Genomic DNA, 24636 nt, shown 5'->3' with positions numbered 1-24636 from the left:
TCACGTGGCCCGTGTGAGCCGCACCGGGATCTCCTGGTGTCCGTTGGAGATGAAGGAGGGCAGCGCGGCCAGACGGTCCGGCGGGACGGCGAGCTCCAGGTCGGGGTAGCGGGTGAACAGTGCGGGGAGCGCGATCCGGCCTTCCAGGCGAGCGAGTTCGGCGCCCAGGCAGTAGTGCGCGCCGTGTCCGAAGGACACGTGCCGGCGGACGGAGGGCCTGGTGATGTCGAAGCGGTCGGCGTCGGCACCGTGTACACCCTGGTCGCGGCCGGCGGCCGCGTAGTTGACGACCAGCGCCTCGCCCCGGGCGAAGGTCAGGCCGCTCGGCTCGTCGTGGACGTCGTCGACGGGGAAGCGAAGGATGAAGCTGGCCACCGGTGCCTGGTGACGCAGAGTCTCCTCGATCGCGCGGTCCCAGTCGGCCTGGCCCGAGACGAGCAGGCCCAGTTGGTTTGGGTGGGTAAGTAGGTTGACCGCGGCGTGGTCCAGCAGGTTGACCGTGGTGCCGTAGCCTGCGCCGATCAGCATCCAGATGCTGTCGGCGAGTTCGCGTTCGGTGAGCGAGCCCTCGTGATGGGCATTGATCAGTGTGCCGACCGCGTCTTCGGCCGGCCGGCCGGTCTTGGCCGCGACCAGTTGGGCCAGTAGCTGGGCGGCCTCGGCGTGGATGGCGGCAGTGCGTTCGGGGCCCATGTTGGTGGCGAAGGCGGTGTCGGTGACCTCCCGGAGCGCCTCGTGCATCGGCTCGGGCACTCCCAGCAGCGCGGTGACCACCAGCCACGGCAGCGGGGCGGCGAAGTGCTCACGCAGGTCCACCACCCCGTCCGGGGAGGCGGCCGCCGTCGCGCCCAGGCCGTCCAGCAACTCGGCGGTGAAACGTGCGATGCGCGGAGCGAGGGCGCGGATTTGATGGGTGCTGAAGGCTCGCACCAGCGGTTTGCGGAGCCGGGTGTGCTCGGAGCCGTAAGCGGTGTGGATATTGCGGGCGGTGACCCAGAGCAGCAGTGGCCAGTCGTCCGGCAGCGTGCCGTCGATGTAGGCGGGCCAGTGCCGCTGAGCGTCCTTGGAGATCTGAGGGTGGACGAGCAGCCGCCGGATGAGGTGCGGATCGGTCACCGACCAAGCGGGCACCCCGCCGGGCAGTTCGACACGGGCGGCGGGGCCGAGCGCGCGCAACGCGGCCGCCTCGCCGTGGATGTCCACGGCGTTCCCGTCGATGGGGTAGGGACAGCGAGGCGGCTGCGGAAGTGTGGAGGGCATGGCTGGCGACCTCGGCGTGAGTGCGGGCAGGAGGGGCCGATGGTGGCACCGGCGCCACCGCCTTCCGTGGTGGAGACCAGTACGGCCGGGCGCGGGCCGATCTTGGCATTCCCTCTGCTCGGGCCGAGCGTGATTCCCCCGCTTGCAGGAGAAAAAGACCTCGACTTCACCCATGCGAACGCATCAACCGGTCCTACTCGTACGCGTGTCCGGCCCCCTTGCGTCCGAGGTCGGTGCCACGGCGCTGACCCGGCGGACTCGGACCATACGCTGCGGCGCGTCCCACGGGTGAAGCGGATCCCGGGCACCGCGGCCCGGCCGGGACACCACCGCGCGGAGGTGGCCGGCGGCGCCTTCCGGGCTGGAGTTGGCCGGGGCTCAGGTCAGGGCCTTTGCCATGCGGTGGACCGCCTCGGTCAGGATGGCGGGCGAGGTGGCCAGGGTGAGCCGGACATGACCGGCGCCGCCCGGGCCGAAAAGCCTTCCGTCGGCCAGCGCCACCCGGCCCCGTTCCAGGAATGCCGTGGCGGGGTCGGTCCCTAGCCCGTCCACCGCCCGACAGTCCAGCCAGGCCATGTAGCTGCCCTGCGGCCGCCGGTACCGGATGCCAGGCGAGTGCCGTTCCAACAGTTCGCCGAGGTGCTGGCCATTGGCCTCGAGCGCGGCGAGCACAGTGTCCAGCCAGGGGCCACCGTGCTGGAACGCGGCACTGTGCGCGATGACGCCCAGATGGCTGGGACCGTGACCGACCTCAGGGGGCATCCGGGCCAGTTCCCCGGCCGCTTCGGGACCGGCCAGGGCGAGCGCGGCCTTAAGCCCGGCAAGATTCCATCCCTTGGAGGCCGAGTACAGCGCGAAGGCCCTCTCGGTGCCAGGGACGGACAGGTACGGGACGTGGCGGGCGCCCGACAGCGTCACCGGCGCGTGGATCTCGTCGGAGACGACCCGCACGCCGTGCCGGTTCGCGAGCCGTGCCACCATGGCCAGTTCGTCCCGGGTGTGCACCGTCCCGGTGGGATTGTGCGGGCTGCACAGCAGGAACACCGCCCGCCGCCCGCCCTCGGTGGCACTCCGGAAGGCGGTCTCCAGCGCGGCGGGGTTCAGGCGGTGACCGGGGCCGAGCGGCGCTTCGACCACTGTGCGGCCCGCGTTACGGACGAAGCCGTAGAACGGCGGGTACACGGGAGGGTTGATCACCACAGCGTCACCCGGGCCGGTCACCAGCCTGAACAACTCGACGGCGCCGATCATCACGTCCGGGACGACGGCAGTGCGGCCGACCTCCACGCCTGACCACTGCCACCGTTCGCGGGCGAAGGCGTCCAGCGCCTCCGCATACGCGGTGCCCGCCGCATATCCGGTGTCGCCGCGCGCGATCGCATCAGTCAGGGCCTGCTCCACCGGCTGAGCCATGTGTGTGTCCATCTCGGCCACCCACAGCGGGAGCACGTCCGGCGGATGAGCTCGCCATTTGATGCTCGTCCGCAGACGCAGTTCGTCAAGGGAGGGCCAGGGCAGGGGAACGGCTGGGGTGAGGGCTGGGGAGTAAGTGTGTGGCATGCGGTCCGCGGGGGCGTCCGGAACCAACCCTCTTTCCGGGTTATTCGGATTATCGGGATGGATGGCGGGGCGGCCCACCGCTTCCTCCGTTGGCGATGATGTCCGGTGCTGGCCGTGTGTCTCGTACTCCCAAGCCAAGTCACGGTGGGTGCACGCGGCCACCATGACCCATGGGTCCGGCCGTCACAACACAGCTCCAGCCCTCAGACGCTGGTTTCACCCTGTCGGACGTAGAGTGATCAGCGCGCGGCCCACCGAAACCTGGTGCGTGATTGCGGCAGGGATGTGGCCAGGGCTTCTTCGGCGGCATGCTCTGACCTTGTCGTCTATGGTCCGGCGTCGAACGAGGGTCGAACTTGTTCGGTGTTTTCCCAGTTCACCAGCCGTGTGAGGGACCGTGGGTCGATCCTGTGCTGAGCGACAGCGCAGTACGGAGGCCGGGATCGTGGGACTGGTCGAGCACAGCGTCCAACGAGACGCCTTGTCGAAGTTGTCGGAGTTCCGGTCTGAGTTGTACGCGTGCCTGACGTCGCGGGCGGATGCCCTGTTCGACGTGTGTGACGCGCTGCTGTGCACCGATGGACCGGTCCGGACCCTGGTGGACCTGGCGCTGGCGCCGGAACACCGACGCGGGCACGGGGCCTTGCACTCCGGGATCAACCGGGGCCGGATCGATGTCGCCCAGCTGCGGCGGGCCCTGGCCGACATGCCGTTGCCGCCGACGGGCGCCTGGTGCTGGCAGTGGACGTGTCCCCGTGGCTTCGGCCGGATGCCGATACCTGATCGGACCGCTCCTTCTGTCACACCTTCGGCCGGGGCCGGGGCAGGCACCAGATGGTCCCCGGCTGGCCCTACTCTGTTCACGTAGAGGTGTAATCGCGCGAGTCGCCGCCTTTCAAGCATTCGCGCCTGAACCGGATTCCCCCATCCCCGCTCGCCACCCCTTTCGCCCGACCGGACGCTGCTACTGGTCTTTCTTCTCCTTTGCCCCCGCCACAGCGCTTTGCGCTGTATTGGCGGCCGCCCTGATCCCAAAGTATGCCGTGGTTATTGAGGCGATCGCCGTGAATGCGCTGGTGAGGATGGCTGCCGCCTCGGTGCCCATCTTTAGGTGCAATGCAACCAGAATTGCGGCGACCGCTATAGCGGTATCGCCGACAAGGACGACGATAAGACCGGTCCAGGCCCGTATTGTCTGGATTGACTTGATGTCGCTGCTCTCGAGCATCGCTTCCTCCAGTGCCATTGACGGCAGTCGTACTGCTTGCCTTAGAGCACCCCGCGAAGTTACAGCGCGTCACTTCCAGACTTACACGACAGAACCGAACGCACATCTCGGCGAGGTCTGCCTGGCTCTACCGTCAGAAATTCCTCGTTCGGACTGTTGAACTAAGCACTAAGAGGGTGTCTCACGTGGCAAGTTTCGCGAGCTTCTTGTAGCAGGTCAGGGCGGCGGCCAGGCCGAGGAAGTGCGAGCCCTTTCGTTCGTATCGGACGGTGAGGCGGCGGTAGTCGAAGAGCCAGGCGATCGACCGTTCGATCTTCCGGCGGTGCCGACCGAGGCGTTCGCCGGACTCGATGTCGGGCCGCGCGATGCGCGCGACGAGCCCGCGCTCGCGCATCCAGGCCAGGTGTTCGGCGGAGAAGTACGCCTTGACCGCGCGGAGTTTGACGGGTCGGCGCCGCCGTGGTCCCCGGCGGGACCGGACGGCGGGCATGCCGCGGATGAGCGGTTTGAGGGCGAGGCTGTCGTGCGTGTTCGCGCCGGACACGGCGACGGCGAGCGGGATGCCCTGGGCATCGGACAACACGTGCAGCTTGCTGCCCTTCTTGCCACGATCGACCGGGTTCGGCCCGGTCAGCGATCCCCTCTTTTGGCGCGAACGGAGGCCGCGTCGACGGTCGCCGAGGTCCAGTCCGCCTCGCCCCGGGCCCCGGGTTCGTCCGGCACCGCCCGGTGCAGCCGACGCCGCAGGCCAGCCTCGGTCCGTACCGTGAAGCGGCGATGCGCGGTGGCGGGCGACGCGCCGAACGCCGGCGGCAACGGGGCGGCCGGCTGCCAGAGTTCATCAGGAACCAGACGCTTCGATGGATCAGCACCCACCACCGGCATCATGCCGCACGGACATCACGTCACGTGAGACAACCTCTAGGCCTTGATTGGCGCGGCCGACCTGGCGGCCCGCTCGATCTTCGCGCAGTGGGCTGCACGGGCTTCCTCGTCGATCTGCTTCTCGTGTTCGGCGCGCAACCCGGTCCGGCCGTCGAGGCCCTCGCGCAGGATATCGGCGTGCCCGGCATGCCGGATGGACTCGCCGAGGACGTGGACCATGACGGCGAACAGGTTCGTGTCGGCATGAGGCCCCGGCCACCACGGCACGTGGCCGGGGGCGTCGAGGGGAAGCTCCTTGATCGTCGCGTCCGAGTGTTCCCACGTGCGCCGGTAGAACCCGATGATCTGGTCGCGGGTCTCGTCCTCGGTCGCCCACAGATCAATGCCGTTGGAGTCCTGCCACCGGGGCAGCGGTTCCGGGGAAGGGCGGCCGAAGACCTCGCCGAAGTACCTGGCCTCGACGGTGGCCACGTGTTTGACCAGGCCGAGGAGGTTGGTCCCGGTTGCTGTCAGAGGTCGGCGGGCGTCGTATTCGGACAAGCCGTCGAGTTTCCAGAGCAGCGCCTCGCGGTCCCGCCGCAGTCTCCCGTGCAGGTTGTCTTTCGCGAATTCATCGATCATGCGGCATGAGCCTGCCATGGGCTGCTCGTGGTCTCAAGATCCCGTACGTGGTCCGCAACGACCGTCAGAGCCGAGGCCTGGCCGTGGCCGCCACCCCGACCTCCACGAAGATCCAACGAGCCGGAGGTTCGCCTCGTAGTCGCATCCCGGAGCCCTGTCTCACTTCGGTGAGACAGGGCTTTCGTGCGTTCTCCGGGGCCGACTTGTCGCACTTCGTCGCAGACCTGGTGGATCTCTTACCGCAGTCCGAAGACTTCCACACCATATGTGCAGCCGGATGGATGAATGCCTTCCCTCCGATTGTGGCATCCGGTGAACGCCCCGATACTGAATCCGCTGTGTGAACCGTCACGAAATGAGACGTCGAGGGAGTCCGAATGTCCAAGTCTGCAAACGGCTTCGCCTGCGAAGCTCAGGGTGGAGACTTCACCGCTACGGCGTATCGGAACAGCAAGGGTGAACGCCGGGTCACGGTGGAGGGCACGTGTGCATGCAACACCGAGGGCTTCGAACTGACTCTGGAACTCGCGTCCCCACCGATTGTTCCGGTTCCTGAAGAACTTCATCTGGAACTGGTGGAACACGCACCCGACGGGCGAGTTCCTCAAGTCATCACGACGACGCCGGTCAAGGAAGAGTTCCCCATCGATGACAAAAAGGAACGAGTGGTGATCCGCAACAGGAACATCACCGTACCGATCAAAAATGAATGAAAGCCACGGTTCATTCACTCGGCGCCGGTGCGAGGGAAGCATTCCAGAAATCGGCGTAGCGGCCGCCACGGCGCAGCAGTGCGTCGTGGCTGCCTTCTTCCGTGATCCGGCCGCGGTCCAGGAAGACGATGCGATCGGCGCGTCGGACGGTCCGCATCCGGTGCGCGACCATCACCACCGTCCGGCCGGCCATCAGGTGTTCGATGCCCTCGTGGACGGCTGCCTCGTTCACCGGGTCCAGCGCCGAGGTCACCTCGTCCAGCAGCACGATGGGCGCGTTCTTCAGCAGCGCTCGCGCGATCGAGACGCGCTGGCGTTCACCGCCCGACAGCCTTGCGCCGCCCTCGCCGACATGCGTCGCCCATCCGCCGGGCAGCCGCTCGATCACCTCGTCCAGCCGCGCCGCGGAGGCTGCCGCCCGCACTTCGGCTTCGTCGGCGTCGGGACGGCCGAGGCGTATGTTCTCCTCGATCGTGCCGTCGAAGAGGTAGACGTCCTGGAAGACGATGGCGATCTGCGCCATCAGCACCTCCGTGTCGATCGCGCGCACGTCCACACCTCCCACGCGTACCGCGCCGGCGTCCACGTCGTAGAACCGGGCGAGCAGTTGCAGCAAGGTGCTCTTGCCCGCGCCCGACGGTCCCACGATGGCGATCCGCTGCCCCTCCGGCACGGACAACGACGCGTTGTCGATCACCGTGCGGTCGCCGTGCCGGAAGGCGACGCGCTCGAACTCCAGGTCATGGCGCACCGGCTGGATCGGTTCGGCCGGTTCCGGCAGCGGCTCGGTGCGCAATAACGCGTCGAGACGCGCCAGTTCGTACCGTGCGCCGCGGAGTCGGCCCCCGATGTCCGACAGCGACAGCAGCGGATCCGCGCAGCGGGCGGCCAGGACGAGCATCGCCAAGACCTCGGCCGTACCGATGCTCCCGTCGAGCGCGAGGCAGGCGCCCAGGGCCAACACGACGGTGGACACCGTCTGCACCGTGAGTGCCAGACCGACCACGCCGGGCAGGGCCGTCAGCGCAGTCCGGCGGGAGGCGCGCCGGACTTCTCGCAACGAGTCGTCGAGCACCCGGAAGCGTTCGTCGCTCCGGCCACCGGCGCGCAACACCGGCTGGGCCTGCAGGTATTCGACGACTCTCCCGGTGGCTTCGTGGTCGCGTTCGTGGCGCTCGGCGTCCGTGGCGGCCATCGAGCGTCCCGTCCATGTCTGCATCGCCGCCACGACCGGTACGGCGGCCAACGCGGCCAGGCCCATCTGCCAGTTGAAGGCCAGCATGACGGCAACGATCGTCAGGGGGGTCACGCAGGCGGAGATGAACGGTGCCAGCAGATGCGCGATGACGCTCATGGCCTGGAGGACGCCGCGGCCGGCCAGGACGGACACCTCCCCGAGGCGGCCGGCGTCGTACCAGCCGACGGGAACCCGGGCCAGATGGTCGCCGAGACGCTGGTACGTGCCGCGCAACAGCGTGGTCCCGGCATGGAAACCCGACCGGTCGCTTGCGTAGCGGAGCACGGCATAGACGGCGACCGCGGCCCCGAAGGCGGTCAGCCGGGGCCAGGCGCCCTCGGGCGTGCTCCCGAACAGGGCCCGCAGCACAGGTACCAGCATTGCGCAGGACACACCCTCGACCAGGGCGGTCGTCGTCATCAGGGCCACGGTGCGACGCACCGGCCGGGCGTATTCGTGTCCCAGCACGCGCAGCAGCATGCGAATCATCGGGGCTCGCCTCCTTGCGATACGCCACCGTGGGCTTCGGTGCGGTCGGCGATCGCCGACCGCTGGGCTTGCCGGAACGCGGCGAATCTTCCCTGCCGTGCCAGCAGTTCGGCCGGCTTCCCGCGTTCGACGACCGACCCGTTGTCCAGCATCACGACGGTGTGGGCGTCGGCGATCGTCTCCAGGCGATGGGCGATGACCAGGATCGTCCGGTCACCCTCCAGCGTGGCCAGTGCCCGGCGCACCGCCTGTTCGGTCTGCGGGTCCGCGAAGGCGGTTGCCTCGTCGAGTAGGAGAACCGGCGTGTCGGCGAGCAGTGCGCGTGCGAGCGCGATCCGCTGTGCCTCGCCACCCGACAGGCCGGCGTCTTCACCGGTCACCGACTCGTATCCGCGGGGCAGCTCGAGAATGCGATCGTGAATGTTCGCCAGCCGGGCGGCGCGCCACGTCGTCGGGGTCGGCGTGCGGTACCGCCAGCGCGATGTTGTCCGCGACCGACGTGCGCAGCAGCCGGACGTCCTGGAAGACGAAGGAGACCTTCCGGTGGAGCTCCCGGCTGCCGAGCTCGCGCAGATCGACACCGCCCAGGGTGACCGAACCGTGGGTCGGGTCGAAGAACCGCGGTAACAGCTGGACCAGCGTGGACTTTCCGCTTCCCGACGGCCCGACCATCGCGGTGGTCGTCCCCGGTTCGAGCACCAGGTCGACCCCGCGCAGGACCTCGTGATCGGCTTCATAGCCGAACCGAACGTCACGCAGTTCCACCCGGTGACCCTGTGGGGCGGCCGGGTGCGCTGGCTCCGGCAGCGACCGCACCGTGAGCACCTCCCGGATCCGGCCGAGCGCGCGCCGGGCGGCCTGTATGTCGTCGAACCCGTGGCCGAGGGCCGCCACGGGAGCGGTCAGTCCCGGTCCGAGCAGCAGGAAGGGCAGCAGGTCGGCCGGACCCATGCCACCGGTGGTGATCAGAGCCGAGATCGGCATCGGGGCGACGACCCTGTACCACCACATCCGGAACAAGGAGGATCTTCTGCTCCTCCTGCTCAACCAGCACATCGAGCAGATCGGACGCCCCCAACTGCCCGATGACCCACGGGAGCGCATCGTCACGGCCGCCACCGCGATGCACGACGCCCAAGCGGCCTGGCCATGGGCCGCGGAGGTTCTCTCGGCCGACGGTTTCGTCGGTCTCCTCGACGAATCGGCGATGTGGATGGTCGAAGCCATCGTGGCCGGCGCCGACGCCTACGGATGCACGCCCGGACAGGCCGTCGACCTCTTCCGCAGCATCTGGTACTACACCGTGGGCGAGGTCCTCGTCCGCGCCCACTCCGCCCGCCGGCGGGACGAAGGCCGGCCCTTCGCCTACCGCGACGACCTGGATCCGTCCCAGGTGCCCCACCTGGCCGCCATCGGCGTCCGATGGGCCGCGCTGGCCGCACGGGACATCTACCCCCGGGGACTCCGCACGTTCGTCGACGGGCTGCTCGCACAAGCCACCCCCCGCGGTGTCGGCTGAGACCGGACCGGAGGCCGCGCGGACACCCGCAGGTGCTGGTGCCGCCGCGCCCTGACGCACGTGTCACCCTGGTCCCCAGTCGAGGACGGGTGAGGGTGCGCGTCGGGATCGGGGGAGGAACGTGGCGGACCGGGAAGCGCCGGAGGATCGTCTCGGCGGGTATGCAGGCATACTGCGGGACGCGTGTGCCACGGGGCGTCGCCTCACCCGTGCCGAGGTCGAGTCCCGCCGTGCCGAGGGGCAGCGGGCGGCGGAGGCGGGTCTGCCGCTGCGCGGACTCATACGGGACCATCTGGCCGCCGCCCAGAGCGTCCTGACGCGATCGCCGGCGCCGCTGCTGGCCGCTGTCGAGCAGGCGGTGGACGCCTTCGTCGAGGGGTACGAGCGGTCCCAGCGCCAGGCGGTCCGTCAGGAGGAGGCGGCCCGGCGCGAGTTCATCGACGACCTGCTGCACGGGCGCAGTGGGCTGGGCCTGCTGGCGGAGCGGGCCGAACGGTTCGGGCTGCGCCTGTCACAGGCCCACGCGGTGGCCGTGGCGACCGGCCACGAGCCCTACGGCGACGGCTACCCCGTGGCGCGCCGTATCGAGGAGGCGGTCCTCGGCCGATTCGGAAAGCGGCAGATCCTGCTGGCCACCAAGGACGGCAGCCTCATCTGCGTGGCGCCCGGCGACCAGCCCGATGTCCTGGCCTACTTCGCCAAGCAGGCGCACGCGGCGACCGACGGCGGGCGGGTCGCCGTCGGCCGCTCCCACCCGGGCCCGGGCGGGGTCGTCCACTCGTACGAAGAGGCCCTCAACGCCCTGGACATCGCCGAGCGGATGGGGTTGGAGGGGCCGCTGCTGTACGCCTCCGACCTCCTGGTCTACCCGGTCCTCAGCCGCGACCGGCAGGCCATGACCGACCTCGTGGAGAGTGTCCTGGGCCCGCTCCACCAGGCGCGCGGCGGCCCTCAGCCCCTCGTGGACACCCTCACCGCCTATTTCGACAGCGGCTGTGTGGCGACGGAGACCGCCCGGCGCCTGTCGCTGAGCGTGCGCGCCCTGACATACCGGCTGGGGCGCATCCACAGCCTCACCGGTGCGGACCCGGCGGACCCGGCTGACCGTTACACACTCCAGACTGCGGTGATCGGATCACGGCTGCTGGGCTGGCCCGGCGCCACGGCGTGACCCGCCGGCGTCTCCGACTGCCGGACACCCTGCCGTACCGCGGCGTCAAAGAGTCGTAAAGATTGCCGAAGGCAGGCAATGTACGGCACCTTCGCGCACTGGCACGATGCCGTTGTCCGGCGGAAATACCGGCCGAGCGGGGAGGTGCTCATGGACTTGTTTCTGGGTCTCGGCATCGGGGGAATCGTCCTGCTGGCCGGCTCGCTGGTGTTCGACGGGGTCCTCGAAGGTGTCTTCGACGGTGCCCTGGACGGATTGCTCGACGGGTGGCTGTCGCTCCCGGTGGTCGCGGGCTTCGTCTCGATGCTCGGGTTCACGGGGGCGATCGTGCTCGGGACCACGGGTCTCGGGCCGGGAGCGGCAGCCGCCGCCGGGGCAGCGGCCGGTGCCGGGGCCGGCTGGTCGACGTACCGGCTGAGCCGGGCCCTCGCCCGGGACGCCGGCGGGGCCGCCCCGCGCCACGGCGAGCTCGTCGGGTCGGCCGGGACCGTGGTCACCGCCATTCCGGCGGACGGGTACGGCGAGGTCCTGCTGAGACTGGGCGGCCAGCCGGTCAAGTACGCCGCGACCGCCGACGGCCCGGTGGCCCTCGGCGCCGAGGTGTGGGTGACGGCGACGCCCTCATCCACGTCGGTCGGCGTGCGCGCCGTCGAACGCTGACCCGAGCGCCGACCCGAGCGCGGAACCGAGCGCCGGCCCGAGCGCCGACCCGAACGCTGACCCGAGCGCGGAACCGAGCGCCGGCCCGAGCGCCGGCCCGAGCGCCGGCCCGAGCGCTGACCCGAGCGCTTCACCTCCTCATCCACCACCGATCTGCCCCCGCGAGAGCGGGCAGGGGGGATCCACCATGAGTTCAGTCGTCGTTCCGGTCGTGGGAGTGGTCGTACTCCTCGTGCTGCTCGCACTGGTCGTCGTCACCCGCTACAAGGTCGCCGGTCCCAGCGAGGCGTTCCTCATCACCGGCCGGCGCGGCAAGAAGTCCACCGATCCGGCCACCGGACAGGTCTTCACCGACACCAGCGGCCAGAAGGTCGTGGTCGGCGGCGGAGTGTTCGTCGTGCCCTTCGTCCAGCAGCGCTACACCCTCGACCTGTCCAGCCGGCACATCCCCATAGCCGTCCGCGGAGCGGTCACCCTGCGCGGCATCAAGGCGAACCTCGAAGGCGTGGCGATCGTCAAGGTCGGCGGCAACGAGGACGCCATCCGGGCCGCCGCCCAGCGTTTCCTCCAGCAGCAGGACGGCATCGTCGGCTTCACCCAGGAGGTGCTGTCCGGCGCGCTGCGGGCCATCGTCGGCCGGATGTCGGTCGAGGACATCATCCGCGACCGGGCCGCCTTCGCCGGGCAGGTCGCGGAGGAGGCCGAGGCCAGCCTTTCCGGCCAGGGCCTCGTCCTGGACGCCTTCCAGATCCAGGACATCACCACCGAGGGCTCCTACCTGGAGGATCTCGGCCGCCCCGAGGCCGCCCGCGCCAAGCAGGAGGCCGACATCGCCGAGGCCAACGCCCGCCGGGCCGCCGAACAGGCACGGCTGAAGGCCGAGGAGGAGATCGCGGTCGCGGAGCGCACGCTGTACCTGCGCCAGGCCGAGATCAAGGCCGAGACCGATGCCGCCGCTGCCCAGGCGAACGCCGCCGGACCGCTGGCCGACGCCGACCGGCAGCAGCAGATCCTGGCCGAGCAGGAAAAGGTGGCCGAGCGGCAGGCCGCGCTGACCGACCGACAGCTCGACACCGAGGTCCGCAAGCCCGCCGATGCCCGCCGCTACCAGGCGGAGCAGGAGGCCGAGGCGCTGCGGGTGGCCCGGGTCAAGCAGGCCGAGGCCGAGCGCCTTGCCGCCATCGCCGCCGCCCAGGCGGAGGCCGAGCGGGCCCGCCTGACGGGTGAGGGCGAGAAGCAGCGCCGCTCCGCCCTCGCCGAGGCCGAGGCCATCGAGGGCGCCAAGCGCGGTGAGGCGGAGCTCGCCCGCCGTGCGGCCGTCGCCGACGCGGTACGCCTGGAGGGCGAGGCGGAAGCGGCGGCGATCGCCGTCAAGGGCGCGGCCGAGGCCGAGGCGATGCAGAAGAAGGCCGACGCCTTCGAGAGCTACGGCGATGCGGCGATGGTCCAGATGCTGGTCGAGGTGCTCCCGCAGGTGGTCGGCAAGGCGGCCGAACCGCTCAGCGCCATCGACAAGATGACCGTCATCTCCACCGACGGCGCGAACAAGCTGTCCCGCACCGTCGCCGAGAACGTCGCCCAGGGCATGGAGCTGCTCGGCGCCACCACGGGCGTCGACCTCGCCCAGCTCCTCAAGGGCCTCACCGCGACCAGGCCGGCGACGACCCCCGAAACCGCCCCGGTCAACGGCAAGATCGCGATCAACGGCTGACGTCCGGTGCCGTCGCCACCGGGCGCATCGTCCGAATCCCCGAGATCCCCGTCAGCCGGTGGCGGCGAGTTCGCCGCTCAGGGTCTTGTGCAATCGGGCGCTGCGCTCGTTCAGGCCCGTGATCCGGACGCTCTTGCCGCGCTGTGCGTACCGGTGCTCGATCGCATCGAGCGCGGCGACCGAGGAGGCGTCCCAGATGTGCGCGGCGGACAGGTCGATGACGACCTCGTCGGGGTCGCCGGTGTAGTCGAAGCGGCCCACGAGCTCATTGGAGAAGGCGAAGAACAGCTCGCCGGTGATGGTGTAGACGACCCGGCTGCCGTCCTGGTCGGTGACCGTGGTGACATCGGCGAGCGTGGCGACACGCCTGGCGAAGATGACCACCGCTGTGACGGATCCCGCCACGACGCCCACGGCGAGATTGTGGGTGGCGACCACGCAGACCACGGTCACCGCCATGACGGTGATCTCGCCCGCCGGCATGCGTCTGAGCGTTGCGGGTGCGATGGAATGCCAGTCGAAGGTCGCGAGGCAGACCATGACCATGACGGCGACCAGGGCGGCCATCGGGATGTCGGAGACGACCGGGCCGAAGACGATGCACAACACCATCAGGAACACGCCCGCGAGGAACGTGGAGAGCCGGGTCCGGGCGCCGGAGACCTTCACGTTGATCATGGTCTGGCCGATCATCGCGCAGCCGCCCATGCCGCCGAGGAATCCGGTGACGATGTTCGCGATGCCCTGCCCGATGGACTCCCGGGTCTTGGAGGACCGGGTGTCGGTGATCTCGTCGACCAGCTTCGCCGTCATCAGGGACTCCATCAGCCCGACGAGTGCCATGGCGAAGGCGTACGGGGCGACCGTGGCCAGCGTGTCGAGCGTGAACGGCACGTCGGGCAGCCCGGGCTCGGGGAGCGAGGAGGGCAGCGCGCCCTTGTCCCCGACGGTCGGTACCGCGATGCCCGCGGCGACGGTGATCACCGTGAGGATCACGATCGCCACCAGCGGGGCCGGAACCGCGGTGGTGATCCTCGGGAACAGCACCATGAGCGCCAGTCCGGCCGCCAGCAGTGGGTAGACGGCCCACGGCACGTTCCGCAGCTCCGGCACCTGGGCCATGAAGACCAGGATGGCGAGCGAGTTGACGAAGCCGACCATCACCGAGCGAGGGATGAACCGCATCAGCTTGCCCACCCCCAGCGCGCCGAGCGCGATCTGGAACACCCCGGCCAGGATGACCGCGGCCACCAGGTACCCGAACCCGTGCTCCCGGTTCAGAGGGGCGATGACCAGGGCCACCGCACCGGTGGCAGCGGAGATCATCGCGGGACGCCCGCCGACGACGGCGATGGTGACGGCCATGGTGAAAGAGGCGAACAGGCCGATCGCCGGATCCACCCCGGCGATGATCGAAAACGAGATCGCCTCCGGGATCAGCGCCAGAGCGACCACCAGACCGCCCAGCACCTCGGTGCGCAGCACCTTCGGCGAAAGCCAGGACGGGCGGAAGTGGCGCAGCCGCGCGGACGTGGACACAGCGGAGTGAGGCAAGGGGAACAGACCTGTCAGGCGGGCACACCGCCAACCGGCGGGCGGGCGTACGGGGGACGGAACGACCCAAGGTACAGCGCGGTCCCGTGCCGCTCGGTGCCGCGCCGATGTTCCCCGACCCACCAGTGGCATTCGGGCCGGGAAGGAAGGCATCTCCCTCTCGGGACCTCCGATACCTGGCGGAGCCGAATTTCCGGTCAGGCCACGCCGGCCGGGGCAGGTACCCGGGGTGAACCGTTCGGTACACCCACGCTCAATCAAACCTGCCCACTCCGTTAACATGTTCGACCTGACAATGTTCACGTTGGACCACGATAAGCGGCCGGAAATTGACATCTACGATATCGCGGGTTCTTTCTCGAATAGGCGACGGCGCCAGGTCCGCCGCGCTGCCCCGACCACGGGTCGCGCTGTGGGCCGCGGTGGGTGTGATCGGCCTCGGATTCCTCGTCGCACTGGAGCTGGCCGCGCGCCGGTACGGCGTGCCGGGTCCGATCACCGTCCAGACGCGAGAGGTGATCTTCGCCCCCCAGTCGGGGACGGTGCTGTACGCCAGCATGGCGCTGATGATGGTGGTGCTCACCTGGCGACAGCGCTTCATCGGGCTCGCCGCCGCGATCGGCATCGACCTCGTCTTCTGGCTCGTGCGGTGGCTGGTCGGCGCCCAGATGATGTTCGGCAACGGCGCGTTGCTGGTGACCTTGGCCTGGGCCGTCATCGCCGTCACGCGCCGCACCGGCCGTGAGCGTCTCCTGCTGCTGAAGGGCGTGGGACTGGCGCTGCTGCTGGTGGCCGGCCGCAAGACCGGCTACACCTGGCTGCTCATCACCTCGAAGTCCCGCCCGATGGTGCTCGACCAGTACGTGGCGACCGCCGATCACGCGCTGGGCAACCCGTCGTGGCTGGCGGGCCGGATCGTCGAGGCCACCGGAACGGTCGGCTTCCGCGTCCTCGAATTCGTCTACATCCAGCTCGCGGTGGCCGCGGTCGCCGTCGCGCTGTACCAGCTGCGCCACGTGGCGGCCCTGCGCCGCTTCCCGAGCCACCACCTGGTGCGCACCTTCCTGGTCATCGGTCTGCTCGGGCCGGGCATCTACATGATCTTCCCGGTGGTCGGGCCGATCTTCGCCTACGGCGCCGACGGCGCGCACTGGGCGGTGGCCGACCTGTGGCCGAACACGCCGCCGCCGGTCGGTGCCCCCGGCCCGATGCCCTTCGACGAGTTCACCCCGCGCAACTGCATGCCCAGCCTGCACACGGCGTGGGCCACCGCGATCTTCATCCATTCCCGAAAGGCCCCACGGGCGCTGCGCTACGCGGGCGCGTTCTGGCTGATCGCCACGCTCGGCGCCACGCTCGGCTTCGGCTACCACTACGGCGCGGACATCATCGCCGGCGTGGTGTTCACGGTCACGATCGAGACGGGGCTGCGCTCGCTCGCCCGCGGCTGGGACCGGCCCGGGGTCCTGCTGACCGGCTATGGCGCGGCGGTGTTCGTCGCGTACCTGGCCTCGTACCGCTATCTGTCGATGCAGCTGGCGACGTACCCGTGGGTGTTCGGGCCGCTCCTCCTCCTCGCGATGGGCTCGGTGATCTACGGCTACGTACGGATCACCAGGATGTGGGAACGTGAGACCGCGGCGGCGGCGGTGCGGGTGCCGGAACCGCGACGCGAACCGCAGCCCGAACTGGTGTGAGTGCGCCCGGTGCCGTGACCGGCCGACCGCGCCGTCCCGCCAGGCGAATTCCGGTGGGGCCGATGATCGGCGCGGCGTAGGGTCGCCCTGTCGTGTTGGACGCGGGGGACGGGCAGGCCAGACATGGAACAGGCGAAGGCGCCGGCAGCGGTGGAGCCGGCGGTACTCGTGGGGGAGCGGGTCCGGCTGGAGCCGCTGGAGCCGCGGCACCACGACGGGCTGTGCGCGGCGGTTCGCGACGGCAGCCTGTGGGAGCTCGCCGTGACGCTCGTACCGCACCCGGACGACGTCCGCGGTTTCATCGAAGAGGCGATGGCGGCCCGTGCCGAGGGCACGCAGATCCCGTACGCGACGGTGGACGCGGCGACGGGGCAGGTCCTCGGCTCTACCCGGCTGATGGTGATCAACACCGCGCAGCGGCGGCTGGAGATCGGCTGGACCTTCCTCGCGGAGTCCCGTCAGCGGACCGGTGTGAACACCGAGGCGAAGCTGCTGATGCTGACGCATGCCTTCGAGGCGCTGGGGATGAACCGGGTCGAGCTGCTGACGGACGTACGGAACACGAAGTCACGGGCGGCGATCGCCGGGCTGGGCGCGACGCACGAGGGCGTGCTGCGCCACCACATGGTGATGCGGGACGGCTGGATCCGCGACACGGCGGTGTACAGCATCACCCGGCCGGAATGGCCGGAAGCGAAGCGCGCGCTGGAGGCACGCCGGGCCGGCCGCCCCGCGGCCCGTCCCGGAGGATGAGCGCCGGAGCGCGAGTGCCGGGGGTGAGCGCCGGGGGGTGAGTGCGACGACGTCCGTCCGGGACTTCACGGACCCCTACGGTGCGTCCGTGGGCGCCGGCGCCGCGGCCGGGGGTTCAGCGGCGGGACGCGGCGCGCGGGTCGTGCGGGCGGTGGGAGTTCGACGCGGTGGCTCCGGTGGTGCGGGGTGCGGGGCGTGCGCGGGGCGGATCAGGCGGCGGGCTTGCCGGGCTGGTCGTGGGTCGAGCAGTGGATGCCGCCGCCGCCCGAGGCGATGGTGTCGATCTTCACCATGACGACGTCCCGCTTGGGGAAGTGCTCCCGCAGGATGCCGCGGGCGCGGTCGTCCGCCTTGCGGTCCCCGAACTGGGGCATGAACACCGAGTCGTTGGCGACGTAGAAGTTGGCGTAGGTGGAGACGAAGTCGTCCCCCTCGCCCGTGATCCGGTTCAGGTCGGGCTGCGGCAGGTCGATGACCTCGAAACGGCGGCCGCGGGCGTCCGTCGCCTTCGACAGGACGGACTTCGCCTGGTCGGCGGAGCGGGACCAGGAGTCCGGCGGGGTGCTGGGGTGGGCGCGGTCCAGGAGGACCACACCGGGGGCGGTGAAGCGTACGAGGCTGTCCACGTGCGCGTCGGTGATGTCCTCGCCGCGTACGCCGGCCAGCCAGATGACCTTCTGGACACCCAGGGTCTGCTTGAGCTCGGCCTCGATGGTGTCCCGGGACTTCCCCTTGTTGCGGTTGTCGTTGACGATCGAGCTCTCGGTGACCATCAGGGTGCCCTCGCCGTCGGTCTCGAAGGAACCGCCCTCGGCGACGAGCGGGGCCTGGACCCTGGGGATCCGGTACTTCTGCAGCAGCAGGCGCCCGACCTGGGCGTCGTTCGTGTGCTCCTGCTTGTTGCCCCAGCCGTTGAAGTTGAAGTCGACGCCGACGACCTCGGCGCCCTCCTCGACGAACACCGGGACGGTGTCGCGGGCCCACAGGTCGTCGACGGCCAGGGGGATCACCTCGACCTGGGAGCCGCAGGCCTTCTGGGCCGCGTCCGCCTGGTCCGGCCGGGCCATCATGACCACTTCTTCGTAGCCGCCGACGGCCCGGGCGATCCGCGCGATGTCCTCGCGTACGTAGGGCAGGTCCCGCTCCCAGACCGAGGCGAGGGCCGGCCAGGACATGAACGTGCGGGTGTGGCTCTCCCACTCGGCGCCGAACCGGCGCTTTCCGTCCGCGGTGGGCTGAGGGGAGCCCGAGCCCGCGGCGCCGGGCCGGGTTCCGGACTCGGCGGGACCGCAGGCCGCCGCACCGAAGACGGCGGCGCCGATCCCGGCGAAGGTACGGAGGACGGACCGGCGGGTGGGGGGAGTGAACGACACGGGGGACTCCGATCGTGTGCTGGCGGAGCGAGGGGTGTCCGGCCAGGGCGGGCACGGGAGGCGGGCACAGACCGCGGGCCGGGCCCTATCCAAAGGGTGCGCGCTTTGCACCGAGAACATCCGGTACGCACAGGAAAGTGATGCGGCCGGATGTCGTCCACTGTTGCACTGACTGGAATTTCAGTCAATTTGCGTGGTGAGGGAACCGAGCCGGCCGATCTCGACCCCGATCGCCCCGCGCATCAGGTCACGGGCGTGCCCCACGGGCAGCAGGCCGCTCAGCCAGCGGCTGCTCAGGCCCTCCAGGAGGGCGGTCAGCCGCTCGGCGGCGGCGGTGACGGCGGCGCCCGGCGCGGCCGGACATACGGCGGTCAGCAGGCCGGCGACCTCCTCCGCCCAGTCCGCGCCGGCCGCGGTGAGCTCGTCGCGCAGCTCCGGGTCGAAGATCGTATGGGCCCGCAGCTCCCCCCAGGCCGTACTGTTCTCGCGCACCTCGGGCAGGTCCTGGAATTCGAGCAGCAGGATCCGCTCCAGGAGCCGGCGCGGGTCCGTGGCGGAGGGTGCGGCGCCCACCTCGCCGGCGGCGCCCGTGTAGCGGTCGGCCCGGTCGCCGATGAAGGCCAGGGCGTGCCGCAGGATGCCGGTCCGGTCCTTGAAGTGGTAGTAGATCAAGGCGGTCGACACGCCGGCTTCGGCCGCCAGGTCGCTCACCCGCAGCCCGCGGACCCCGCGCCTGGCGATGACCCGCGCGGCGCCCTCCAGGATGGCCCTTCTTCGATCCGACACCGGGTGATCCTCCCTTCTGGCGGTGTGCGTCTCGCATTGTCACACATTGACTGAAACTTTAGTTAGCGGCACGATGCGCCCCAGGTCATTGCCGCATCGTTGAAAGAGCCACCGCATGTTCGCTCAGCTTCCCGGCGTACAGTCCGCCCTCACGGCCCTGTCCGCCGACGACCCCCACGAGATCGGTGGCTACCGCCTCCATGCCCGGCTCGGCTCCGGCGGCATGGGGGTGGTCTACCTGGCGTACACGCCGGGCGGCCGGCCCATCGCGCTGAAGGCCGTCCGGCGGGAGTTCGCCGCGGACCCGGAGTTCCGCGAGCGCTTCGCCCAGGAGGTGGCGAGCGCCCGCCGGATCCACGGCCTCTTCACGGCGCAAGTCGTCGACTCGGGCGAGGACGACCACACACCGTGGCTGGCCACGGCCTACGTGCCCGGCCCCTCGCTGCAGCAGGTCGTGCAGCGGCACGGACCGCTGCCGGTCCGTACGGTGCTGCTGCTCGTCGCCGGCATCGCCGAGGCCCTCCAGGAGATCCACCGGGTGGGCGTCGTCCACCGGGACCTCAAACCGGCGAACGTGCTCGTCGCGGGGGACGGGCCGCGGGTGATCGACTTCGGTATCGCGCGCGCCGCCGATGCCGCCGCCCTGACCGGCGCCGGCCTTCGGATCGGCACCGCCGCCTTCATGGCGCCGGAGCAGGCGCTGGGCCACCCGGTGACGCCGGCGATCGACGTGTTCGCGCTCGGGGCACTCGCCGGGTTCGTGGCGGGCGGGGTCCCGCCCTTCGGGAACGGGCCGGAGTCCGGCGCCCTGTACCGGGTGGTCCACGAGCACCCGGACCTCGGCCGGATTCCCCGCGAGCTGCACGACCTGCTGTCGTGGTGCCTGGCCAAGTCTCCGCAGGACCGCCCCACGACCGCCGACCTGATCGCGGCCGTCCACGCGCACCCCCTGGTGGGTCCGCAGCCGGAGTTCAACGACGGCTGGCTGCCCCGGCCGGTGCTGGAGGAGGTCGGGGTCCGGTCGGACGCCGGCCCGGCCGGCCCGGGGGCGGGGTCCGGCCCGTCCGCAGGGTCCGGCCGGCCGGTACCGCCCGTACCGGAGCACCTCCAGGCGACCATGGCGGCGGCCGCGTACCCCGCCCCCGGGCCGGGCGGGACCATGCCGTACGCCCCGGGCCCGAGCCCGAGCCCGAAACAGGCGGCGGCGGCCCCGGACCCGGCTCCGATCCCGGCCCCGGCCCCGGCGGCCCCCGTGCCCCCGGCGCGCCGTGACCGGCGGCGCGACCGGAGCCGGCTGCCCGTGGTCGCCCTGGCCGCCGCGGCCCTGCTGGCCTGCGGAGGCGGCGCCTACTGGTTCGGCTTCTCCCCGGAGGAGGGCGAGACCCCCGCCGCGGAACCCACCGCCGGCCCGCCCCGGTCGACGGCCTCCGCGTACGTGCCGGGGTACTCGCAGGCCGAGCTCACCGCCCCGGATTCCGGTTACGAGTTCGACCTGCGCGCCGGGAAGGTGGTTCCCGTCGAGACGGCCGCCTGGTACCTCGCCCGCGGCTCCGACGCCTTCCTGCTCTCCGAGGAGTCCGACGCCTTCGTCGCCGACGGAAGCGGAGAGCTGACCCCGGACGACTGTGCGCGGGGCATCGAGACCCGGCCCGTGACGACCTTGCCCTTCAGGACGCTCACGAACGAGCGCCCCTTCTGTGTACGAAGCCCTGACCAGCGGGAAGTCACGATCGTACGGCTCGTCGAGGCGACCTCCGCAGGGGCCGTGACGATCGCCGTCGACCACTTCCGTACGAGCTGATCCCCGGAAGCGGACCCGGGCCTGCGCGCCGGGGTGACACGCGGCAAAGGTTGACTGAATTTTCAGTTAAGGCGAGGATGCCGTTCATCCCGCCCCTCCTCATCAGGGAGTCACCATGGATATGAACCCCCGCACCTCTCGCCGCCGAGTGCTCCAGTTCGGCGCGGCGGCCCTGCCGCTGGCAGCCCTCGGCTCCGCCCTCCCCTCGCTGGTGCAGACGGCCTCGGCCGCCCCGAACGGTCCCGGCACGCTCCGCATGCCCGCCGAGACCGACCGGCACATCCGTACGTACATGGCCTGGCCGGCCCTCTCCTCGGTGTGGGGCAGCGGCCTCGGGGCGGTGCGCAGGGACATCGCCGAGGTGGCCCACGCGATATCGCGCTACGAGCCGGTCGTGGTGCTGGCCCGCCCCGGCCAGGCCGCCGAGGCCCGCTACCAGTGCGGACTGGGCGCCTACTACGGCATCCAGGTCCTCGACATCCCCAACGACGACCTCTGGATCCGCGACTTCGGCCCCACCTTCGTCGTCGCCCCGGGTGCCGTCGCCGGTGTGGACACCAACTTCAACGGCTGGGGCAAAGGCGGTACGAAGTACGCACAGCCCTTCGCCAACGACGCGGCGGCGGCCCGCACGCTCCTCGCCGAGTACGAGGTGAACCGGATCCGCGCGGGCTTCGTCGGGGAGGGCGGCTCGCTGGAGACCGACGGCGAGGGAACCCTGCTGGCCACGGTCAGCTCGATGGTGAACGCCAACCGGAACCCGGGCATGAGCCAGGCCCAGGTCGAGCAGGCCGTGAAGACGGCGCTCGGCATCGACAAGGTGATCTGGGTGCCGGGCCTCGCCGGCGAGGACATCACCGACTGCCACATCGACTGCCTGGCCCGCTTCATCGCTCCCGGCCGCGTCATCCTCGACAAGCCCGGCCCCGTCGCGGACAAGAAGTGGTTGGCCGTCTACGAGGAGACCAAGCGGGCCCTGCAGAGCGCCACCGACGCCCGTGGCCGCCGCCTGGCCATCACCGAGCTGCCCGGACCGGACCGGCGCGAGATCCGCGGCCGGGGCGAGGAGTTCCTGTCCAGCTACACCAACTACTACACGGCGAACGGCGCGGTGATCGCGCCGCAGTTCGGAGACGGCCACGCCGACGGCGTCGCCTACGCCATCCTCCAGGCCGCCTACCCGGGCTACCGCGTCGAGCAGCTCCCGATCGACGGCATCGCCTCCGGTGGCGGCGGAATCCACTGCGCCACCCAGTCCCACCCGGCCGTGCCGCCGGCCGTCTGATGGCCGGGCCGGCGCGGACGGCCCCGCCCGCCGGGGCGGCCCGCGCGCCGTCCGGCACTCCTGGTGACGGGCCGCGTACGTCCGCACCCGATCATCCCGGTAGGGTGCGGAGCATGTCGTCTCGTAGTACTCAGATCCTCGAAGCCGCCGCCCGGGTGATCGCCCGGCGCGGTGTACGCGGGCTGCGCGTGGAGGAACTCGCGGCCGAGGCCGGCGTCTCCACCGCCCTGATCTACTACCACTTCAAGGACCGTACGGGCGTCCTGCGCCAGACGCTGGAGTTCATCAACGACCGCGCCGAGCGCTACACCACCGACCGCGATCCGGACGACCCGCCGCTCACCCCGCGCGAAGAGCTGGAGGAGACCCTCCTGCTGGAGCTCCAGGACACCGTGGAGGTACGGGAGAACAGCTCGGCCTGGGGCGAACTGCGGGCGAGCGCCGTCTTCGACGAGGTCCTGCGCGAGGACCTGGCGCGGGCGACCCTGGTGTGGGTCCAGGAGGTGGCCGCGCTGCTGGGCCAGGTCCAGCCGATGGTGCCGGCCTCCGCGCTCGCCGCGGCCGCCGAGCGGCTCACCGCCCTGCTGGAGGGGCTGAGCATGCGCTGGCTGAGCGGCGGCATCAAGATCGGCCACGCCCGCGAGCTGATGCGGGGCGCCATCGACGCCGAGCTCTCGGGGCTCGGGCAGGGCTGACGTCCGCCGGCCGGGGCCGTTCCACGACCCCGGCCCGCCCTGACAACGCCCCGGCCCCGCCCCGGCCCCGCCCCGGCCCCGCCCCTGGCCTTGGGTCCCCGCGGGCCTCCCCGCACGACTCCCACGAGTCTCCCGCCGGTCTTCCGCTCGCCTTCCGCTCGACTCCCGTGTTTCCTTGCGGACCGGGGCCTGTTCAGTCTCTTGACTGAATTTTCAGTCAATGTCAGAGTGAGGATCCGAGCAGGGCGGACCGAACCGTGCGTGCCGCGTACGGCGACCCGGCGGCGCCGGGTGGCCAGGACCCCGGAGGAGCGCCCGCCGACCTCTCGGTCGCCTTCGTCAGCCGCGCCGCCGCCGAGTCGGGCCTCCCGCCTCTTCGGACCGCCGGCCGGCGCGTGCAACCTCATCGAACGCCCGGACCGGGCTGGTGACGCTCGACGGCGAGCCCCTGCGCTCCGAGCCGGCCCAGCAGGTTTCCCTGAACCGCCTCTACTTCCTCTAGTCGCTTCCTCCAGTCCTCCCGCTCCTCCCGCGCTCCCTTCCTTGCCCCACGCCTTCACTCTTGACTGAATTTTCAGTCGAGTGGAAGACTCCACCCACGCAAGAAATGAGACACCTGATGACCGAATTCCGTATGCCCGCCGAGTGGTCCCAGCACGACGGCTGCCTGATGGCCTGGCCCACCCGCGAGGAGCTGTGGGGCAGCGTGCTCGCCGAGGTGAAGGAGGAGTACGCGAACGTCGCCCGCGCCATCGCCGCGTTCGAGCCCGTGACGATGGTCGCCCCGCCCGGCTTCGGCGAGGACGCCCGTGCGCTGTGCGGCGACGGCGTCACCGTCATCGAGCTGCCGCTCGACGACTCCTGGTTCCGCGACTCCGCCCCGCTCTTCGTCCTCGACGGCGACGGCAACCGCGCCGGAGTGGACTTCCGCTTCAACGCCTGGGGCCGCAAGCACCACCCGTTCGACGCCGACGACCGGATCAGCGGCCTGCTGCTGGAGCACCTCGGGGTCGACCGCATCCCCTCCGGCATGATCCTCGAAGGCGGGGCCATCACCGTCGACGGCGAGGGCACGCTGATCACCACCGAGCAGTGCCTCCTGCACCCCAACCGCAACCCCGGCATGAGCCGCGACCAGATCGAGGCCGAGCTGAAGTCCCGGCTCGGCGTCACCAAGGTCATCTGGCTCCCGTACGGCGGCCTGCTCGACACCGAGACCGACGGTCACGTCGACGGCGTCTGCGCGTTCGCCGCCCCCGGCACGGTCGTCATCTCCCTGCCCTCCGACCCGGACCACCCCGACCACGCCCGGATGCGCGCCAACCGCGCCGTGCTGGAGGCCACCACCGACGCCCGCGGCCGCCGCCTGGAGATCATCGAGGTGCCGCAGACCGCCTTCGCCGACCTGGCCGGCGGCGAGATCGAGGTGTCGTACCTCAACTACTACGTCGCCAACGGCGGCATCGTCGTCCCGGTGGCCGGCGTGCCCCAGGACGAGGAAGCCCTCGCCGTGATCGCCACGGCCTACCCGGGCCGCAAGGTCGTCGGGGTGCGGGCGCTCGCCATCGCGTTCGGCGGCGGCGGCGTCCACTGCATCACCCAGCAGATCCCCGCAGCGCGGACCACCGTCTGACCCGG

Annotated in this window: 19 protein-coding genes and 4 pseudogenes; 13 read left to right on the top strand and 10 right to left on the bottom strand. The window is 70.7% G+C overall.

The annotated features are described in order from the left end of the window. Complete coding sequence (locus ACZ4YL_RS00515; RefSeq protein WP_468113035.1) at positions 1-1260, bottom strand: cytochrome P450 family protein; 1260 nt, start codon at positions 1258-1260, stop codon at positions 1-3. 378 nt (positions 1261-1638) lie between these two features. Then, positions 1639-2820: a MalY/PatB family protein gene (locus tag ACZ4YL_RS00510; RefSeq protein WP_468113458.1), complete on the bottom strand. Its 1182-nt coding sequence runs from the start codon at positions 2818-2820 to the stop codon at positions 1639-1641. A 445-nt stretch (positions 2821-3265) separates the two neighbouring features. On the opposite strand from ACZ4YL_RS00510, the pseudogene ACZ4YL_RS00505 reads away from it, so the two are divergent. Then, a pseudogene (locus tag ACZ4YL_RS00505) lies at positions 3266-3681 on the top strand (transposase); the annotation flags it as partial. A gap of 103 nt (positions 3682-3784) precedes the next feature. Here the strand turns inward: ACZ4YL_RS00505 and ACZ4YL_RS00500 are convergent. From ACZ4YL_RS00500 to ACZ4YL_RS00490, 3 genes and pseudogenes are all read right to left on the bottom strand, one after another. Continuing rightward, a complete protein-coding gene (locus ACZ4YL_RS00500; protein ID WP_468113034.1) occupies positions 3785-4066 on the bottom strand; it encodes a hypothetical protein in 282 nt (93 codons plus the stop codon). Positions 4067-4229: 163 nt separating this feature from the next. Further along, positions 4230-4924, bottom strand: a pseudogene (locus ACZ4YL_RS00495) (IS5 family transposase). 45 nt (positions 4925-4969) lie between these two features. Then, positions 4970-5554 (bottom strand): DinB family protein, encoded by a 585-nt coding sequence (locus tag ACZ4YL_RS00490; RefSeq protein WP_468113033.1) that lies wholly within the window; start codon positions 5552-5554, stop codon positions 4970-4972. A 377-nt stretch (positions 5555-5931) separates the two neighbouring features. Here ACZ4YL_RS00490 and ACZ4YL_RS00485 point away from each other — a divergent pair, with 377 nt between their 5' ends. After that, on the top strand, positions 5932-6267 hold the full coding sequence (locus tag ACZ4YL_RS00485; protein ID WP_468113032.1) for a hypothetical protein: 336 nt from the start codon (positions 5932-5934) through the stop codon (positions 6265-6267). Between the two features lie 10 nt (positions 6268-6277). On the opposite strand, the gene ACZ4YL_RS00480 is transcribed toward ACZ4YL_RS00485, so the two are convergent. Next, positions 6278-7993 carry an ABC transporter ATP-binding protein gene (locus ACZ4YL_RS00480; RefSeq protein ID WP_468113031.1) on the bottom strand — a complete coding sequence of 572 codons (1716 nt, stop codon included), beginning with the start codon at positions 7991-7993 and terminating at the stop codon, positions 6278-6280. Beyond that, positions 7990-8968: pseudogene (locus tag ACZ4YL_RS00475) on the bottom strand (ABC transporter ATP-binding protein); the annotation flags it as partial. The pseudogene ACZ4YL_RS00475 and the gene ACZ4YL_RS00480, both read right to left, overlap by 4 nt. On the opposite strand from ACZ4YL_RS00475, the gene ACZ4YL_RS00470 reads away from it, so the two are divergent. From ACZ4YL_RS00470 to ACZ4YL_RS00455, 4 genes are all read left to right on the top strand, one after another. Next, on the top strand, positions 8955-9512 hold the full coding sequence (locus ACZ4YL_RS00470) for a TetR/AcrR family transcriptional regulator C-terminal domain-containing protein (protein WP_468113030.1): 558 nt from the start codon (positions 8955-8957) through the stop codon (positions 9510-9512). The pseudogene ACZ4YL_RS00475 and the gene ACZ4YL_RS00470 sit on opposite strands and share 14 nt — an antisense overlap. 121 nt (positions 9513-9633) lie before the next feature. After that, positions 9634-10683 carry a PucR family transcriptional regulator gene (locus tag ACZ4YL_RS00465; protein ID WP_468113029.1) on the top strand — a complete coding sequence of 350 codons (1050 nt, stop codon included), beginning with the start codon at positions 9634-9636 and terminating at the stop codon, positions 10681-10683. Between the two features lie 150 nt (positions 10684-10833). Beyond that, positions 10834-11343: a hypothetical protein gene (locus ACZ4YL_RS00460; protein ID WP_468113028.1), complete on the top strand. Its 510-nt coding sequence runs from the start codon at positions 10834-10836 to the stop codon at positions 11341-11343. A gap of 187 nt (positions 11344-11530) precedes the next feature. Further along, on the top strand, positions 11531-13054 hold the full coding sequence (locus ACZ4YL_RS00455) for a flotillin family protein (RefSeq protein WP_468113027.1): 1524 nt from the start codon (positions 11531-11533) through the stop codon (positions 13052-13054). Between the two features lie 51 nt (positions 13055-13105). Here ACZ4YL_RS00455 and ACZ4YL_RS00450 read toward each other — a convergent pair whose 3' ends face one another. Continuing rightward, complete coding sequence (locus ACZ4YL_RS00450; RefSeq protein ID WP_468113026.1) at positions 13106-14593, bottom strand: SulP family inorganic anion transporter; 1488 nt, start codon at positions 14591-14593, stop codon at positions 13106-13108. Between the two features lie 404 nt (positions 14594-14997). Here ACZ4YL_RS00450 and ACZ4YL_RS00445 point away from each other — a divergent pair, with 404 nt between their 5' ends. Further along, positions 14998-16305: a DUF5933 domain-containing protein gene (locus ACZ4YL_RS00445; protein ID WP_468113457.1), complete on the top strand. Its 1308-nt coding sequence runs from the start codon at positions 14998-15000 to the stop codon at positions 16303-16305. 123 nt (positions 16306-16428) lie between these two features. Beyond that, positions 16429-17058: a GNAT family N-acetyltransferase gene (locus tag ACZ4YL_RS00440; RefSeq protein ID WP_468113025.1), complete on the top strand. Its 630-nt coding sequence runs from the start codon at positions 16429-16431 to the stop codon at positions 17056-17058. Between the two features lie 209 nt (positions 17059-17267). On the opposite strand, the gene ACZ4YL_RS00435 is transcribed toward ACZ4YL_RS00440, so the two are convergent. Further along, a complete protein-coding gene (locus ACZ4YL_RS00435; protein ID WP_468113024.1) occupies positions 17268-18431 on the bottom strand; it encodes an agmatine deiminase family protein in 1164 nt (387 codons plus the stop codon). 180 nt (positions 18432-18611) lie between these two features. Continuing rightward, entirely contained in the window at positions 18612-19217 is a 606-nt protein-coding gene (locus ACZ4YL_RS00430) for a TetR/AcrR family transcriptional regulator (RefSeq protein WP_468113023.1), read from the bottom strand. 115 nt (positions 19218-19332) lie between these two features. Here ACZ4YL_RS00430 and ACZ4YL_RS00425 point away from each other — a divergent pair, with 115 nt between their 5' ends. The 5 genes and pseudogenes from ACZ4YL_RS00425 (at position 19333) to ACZ4YL_RS00405 (ending at position 24631) form a co-directional block, all read left to right on the top strand. After that, positions 19333-21018: a serine/threonine-protein kinase gene (locus tag ACZ4YL_RS00425; protein WP_468113022.1), complete on the top strand. Its 1686-nt coding sequence runs from the start codon at positions 19333-19335 to the stop codon at positions 21016-21018. A 115-nt stretch (positions 21019-21133) separates the two neighbouring features. Beyond that, positions 21134-22303, top strand: coding sequence for an agmatine deiminase family protein (locus ACZ4YL_RS00420; RefSeq protein WP_468113021.1), 1170 nt, complete (start codon positions 21134-21136; stop codon positions 22301-22303). Positions 22304-22416: 113 nt separating this feature from the next. After that, positions 22417-22998, top strand: a complete 582-nt coding sequence (locus ACZ4YL_RS00415; RefSeq protein WP_202198696.1) for a TetR/AcrR family transcriptional regulator — start codon at positions 22417-22419, stop codon at positions 22996-22998. Between the two features lie 305 nt (positions 22999-23303). Beyond that, positions 23304-23500: pseudogene (locus ACZ4YL_RS00410) on the top strand (urease subunit alpha); the annotation flags it as partial. A 117-nt stretch (positions 23501-23617) separates the two neighbouring features. Next, positions 23618-24631, top strand: coding sequence for an agmatine deiminase family protein (locus ACZ4YL_RS00405; RefSeq protein WP_468113020.1), 1014 nt, complete (start codon positions 23618-23620; stop codon positions 24629-24631). The last annotated feature ends 5 nt before the right edge of the window (positions 24632-24636 follow it).

The organism is Streptomyces sp. NPDC030021, assembly GCF_055574035.1.
This window is presented reverse-complemented; position numbering and strand designations above follow the sequence as displayed.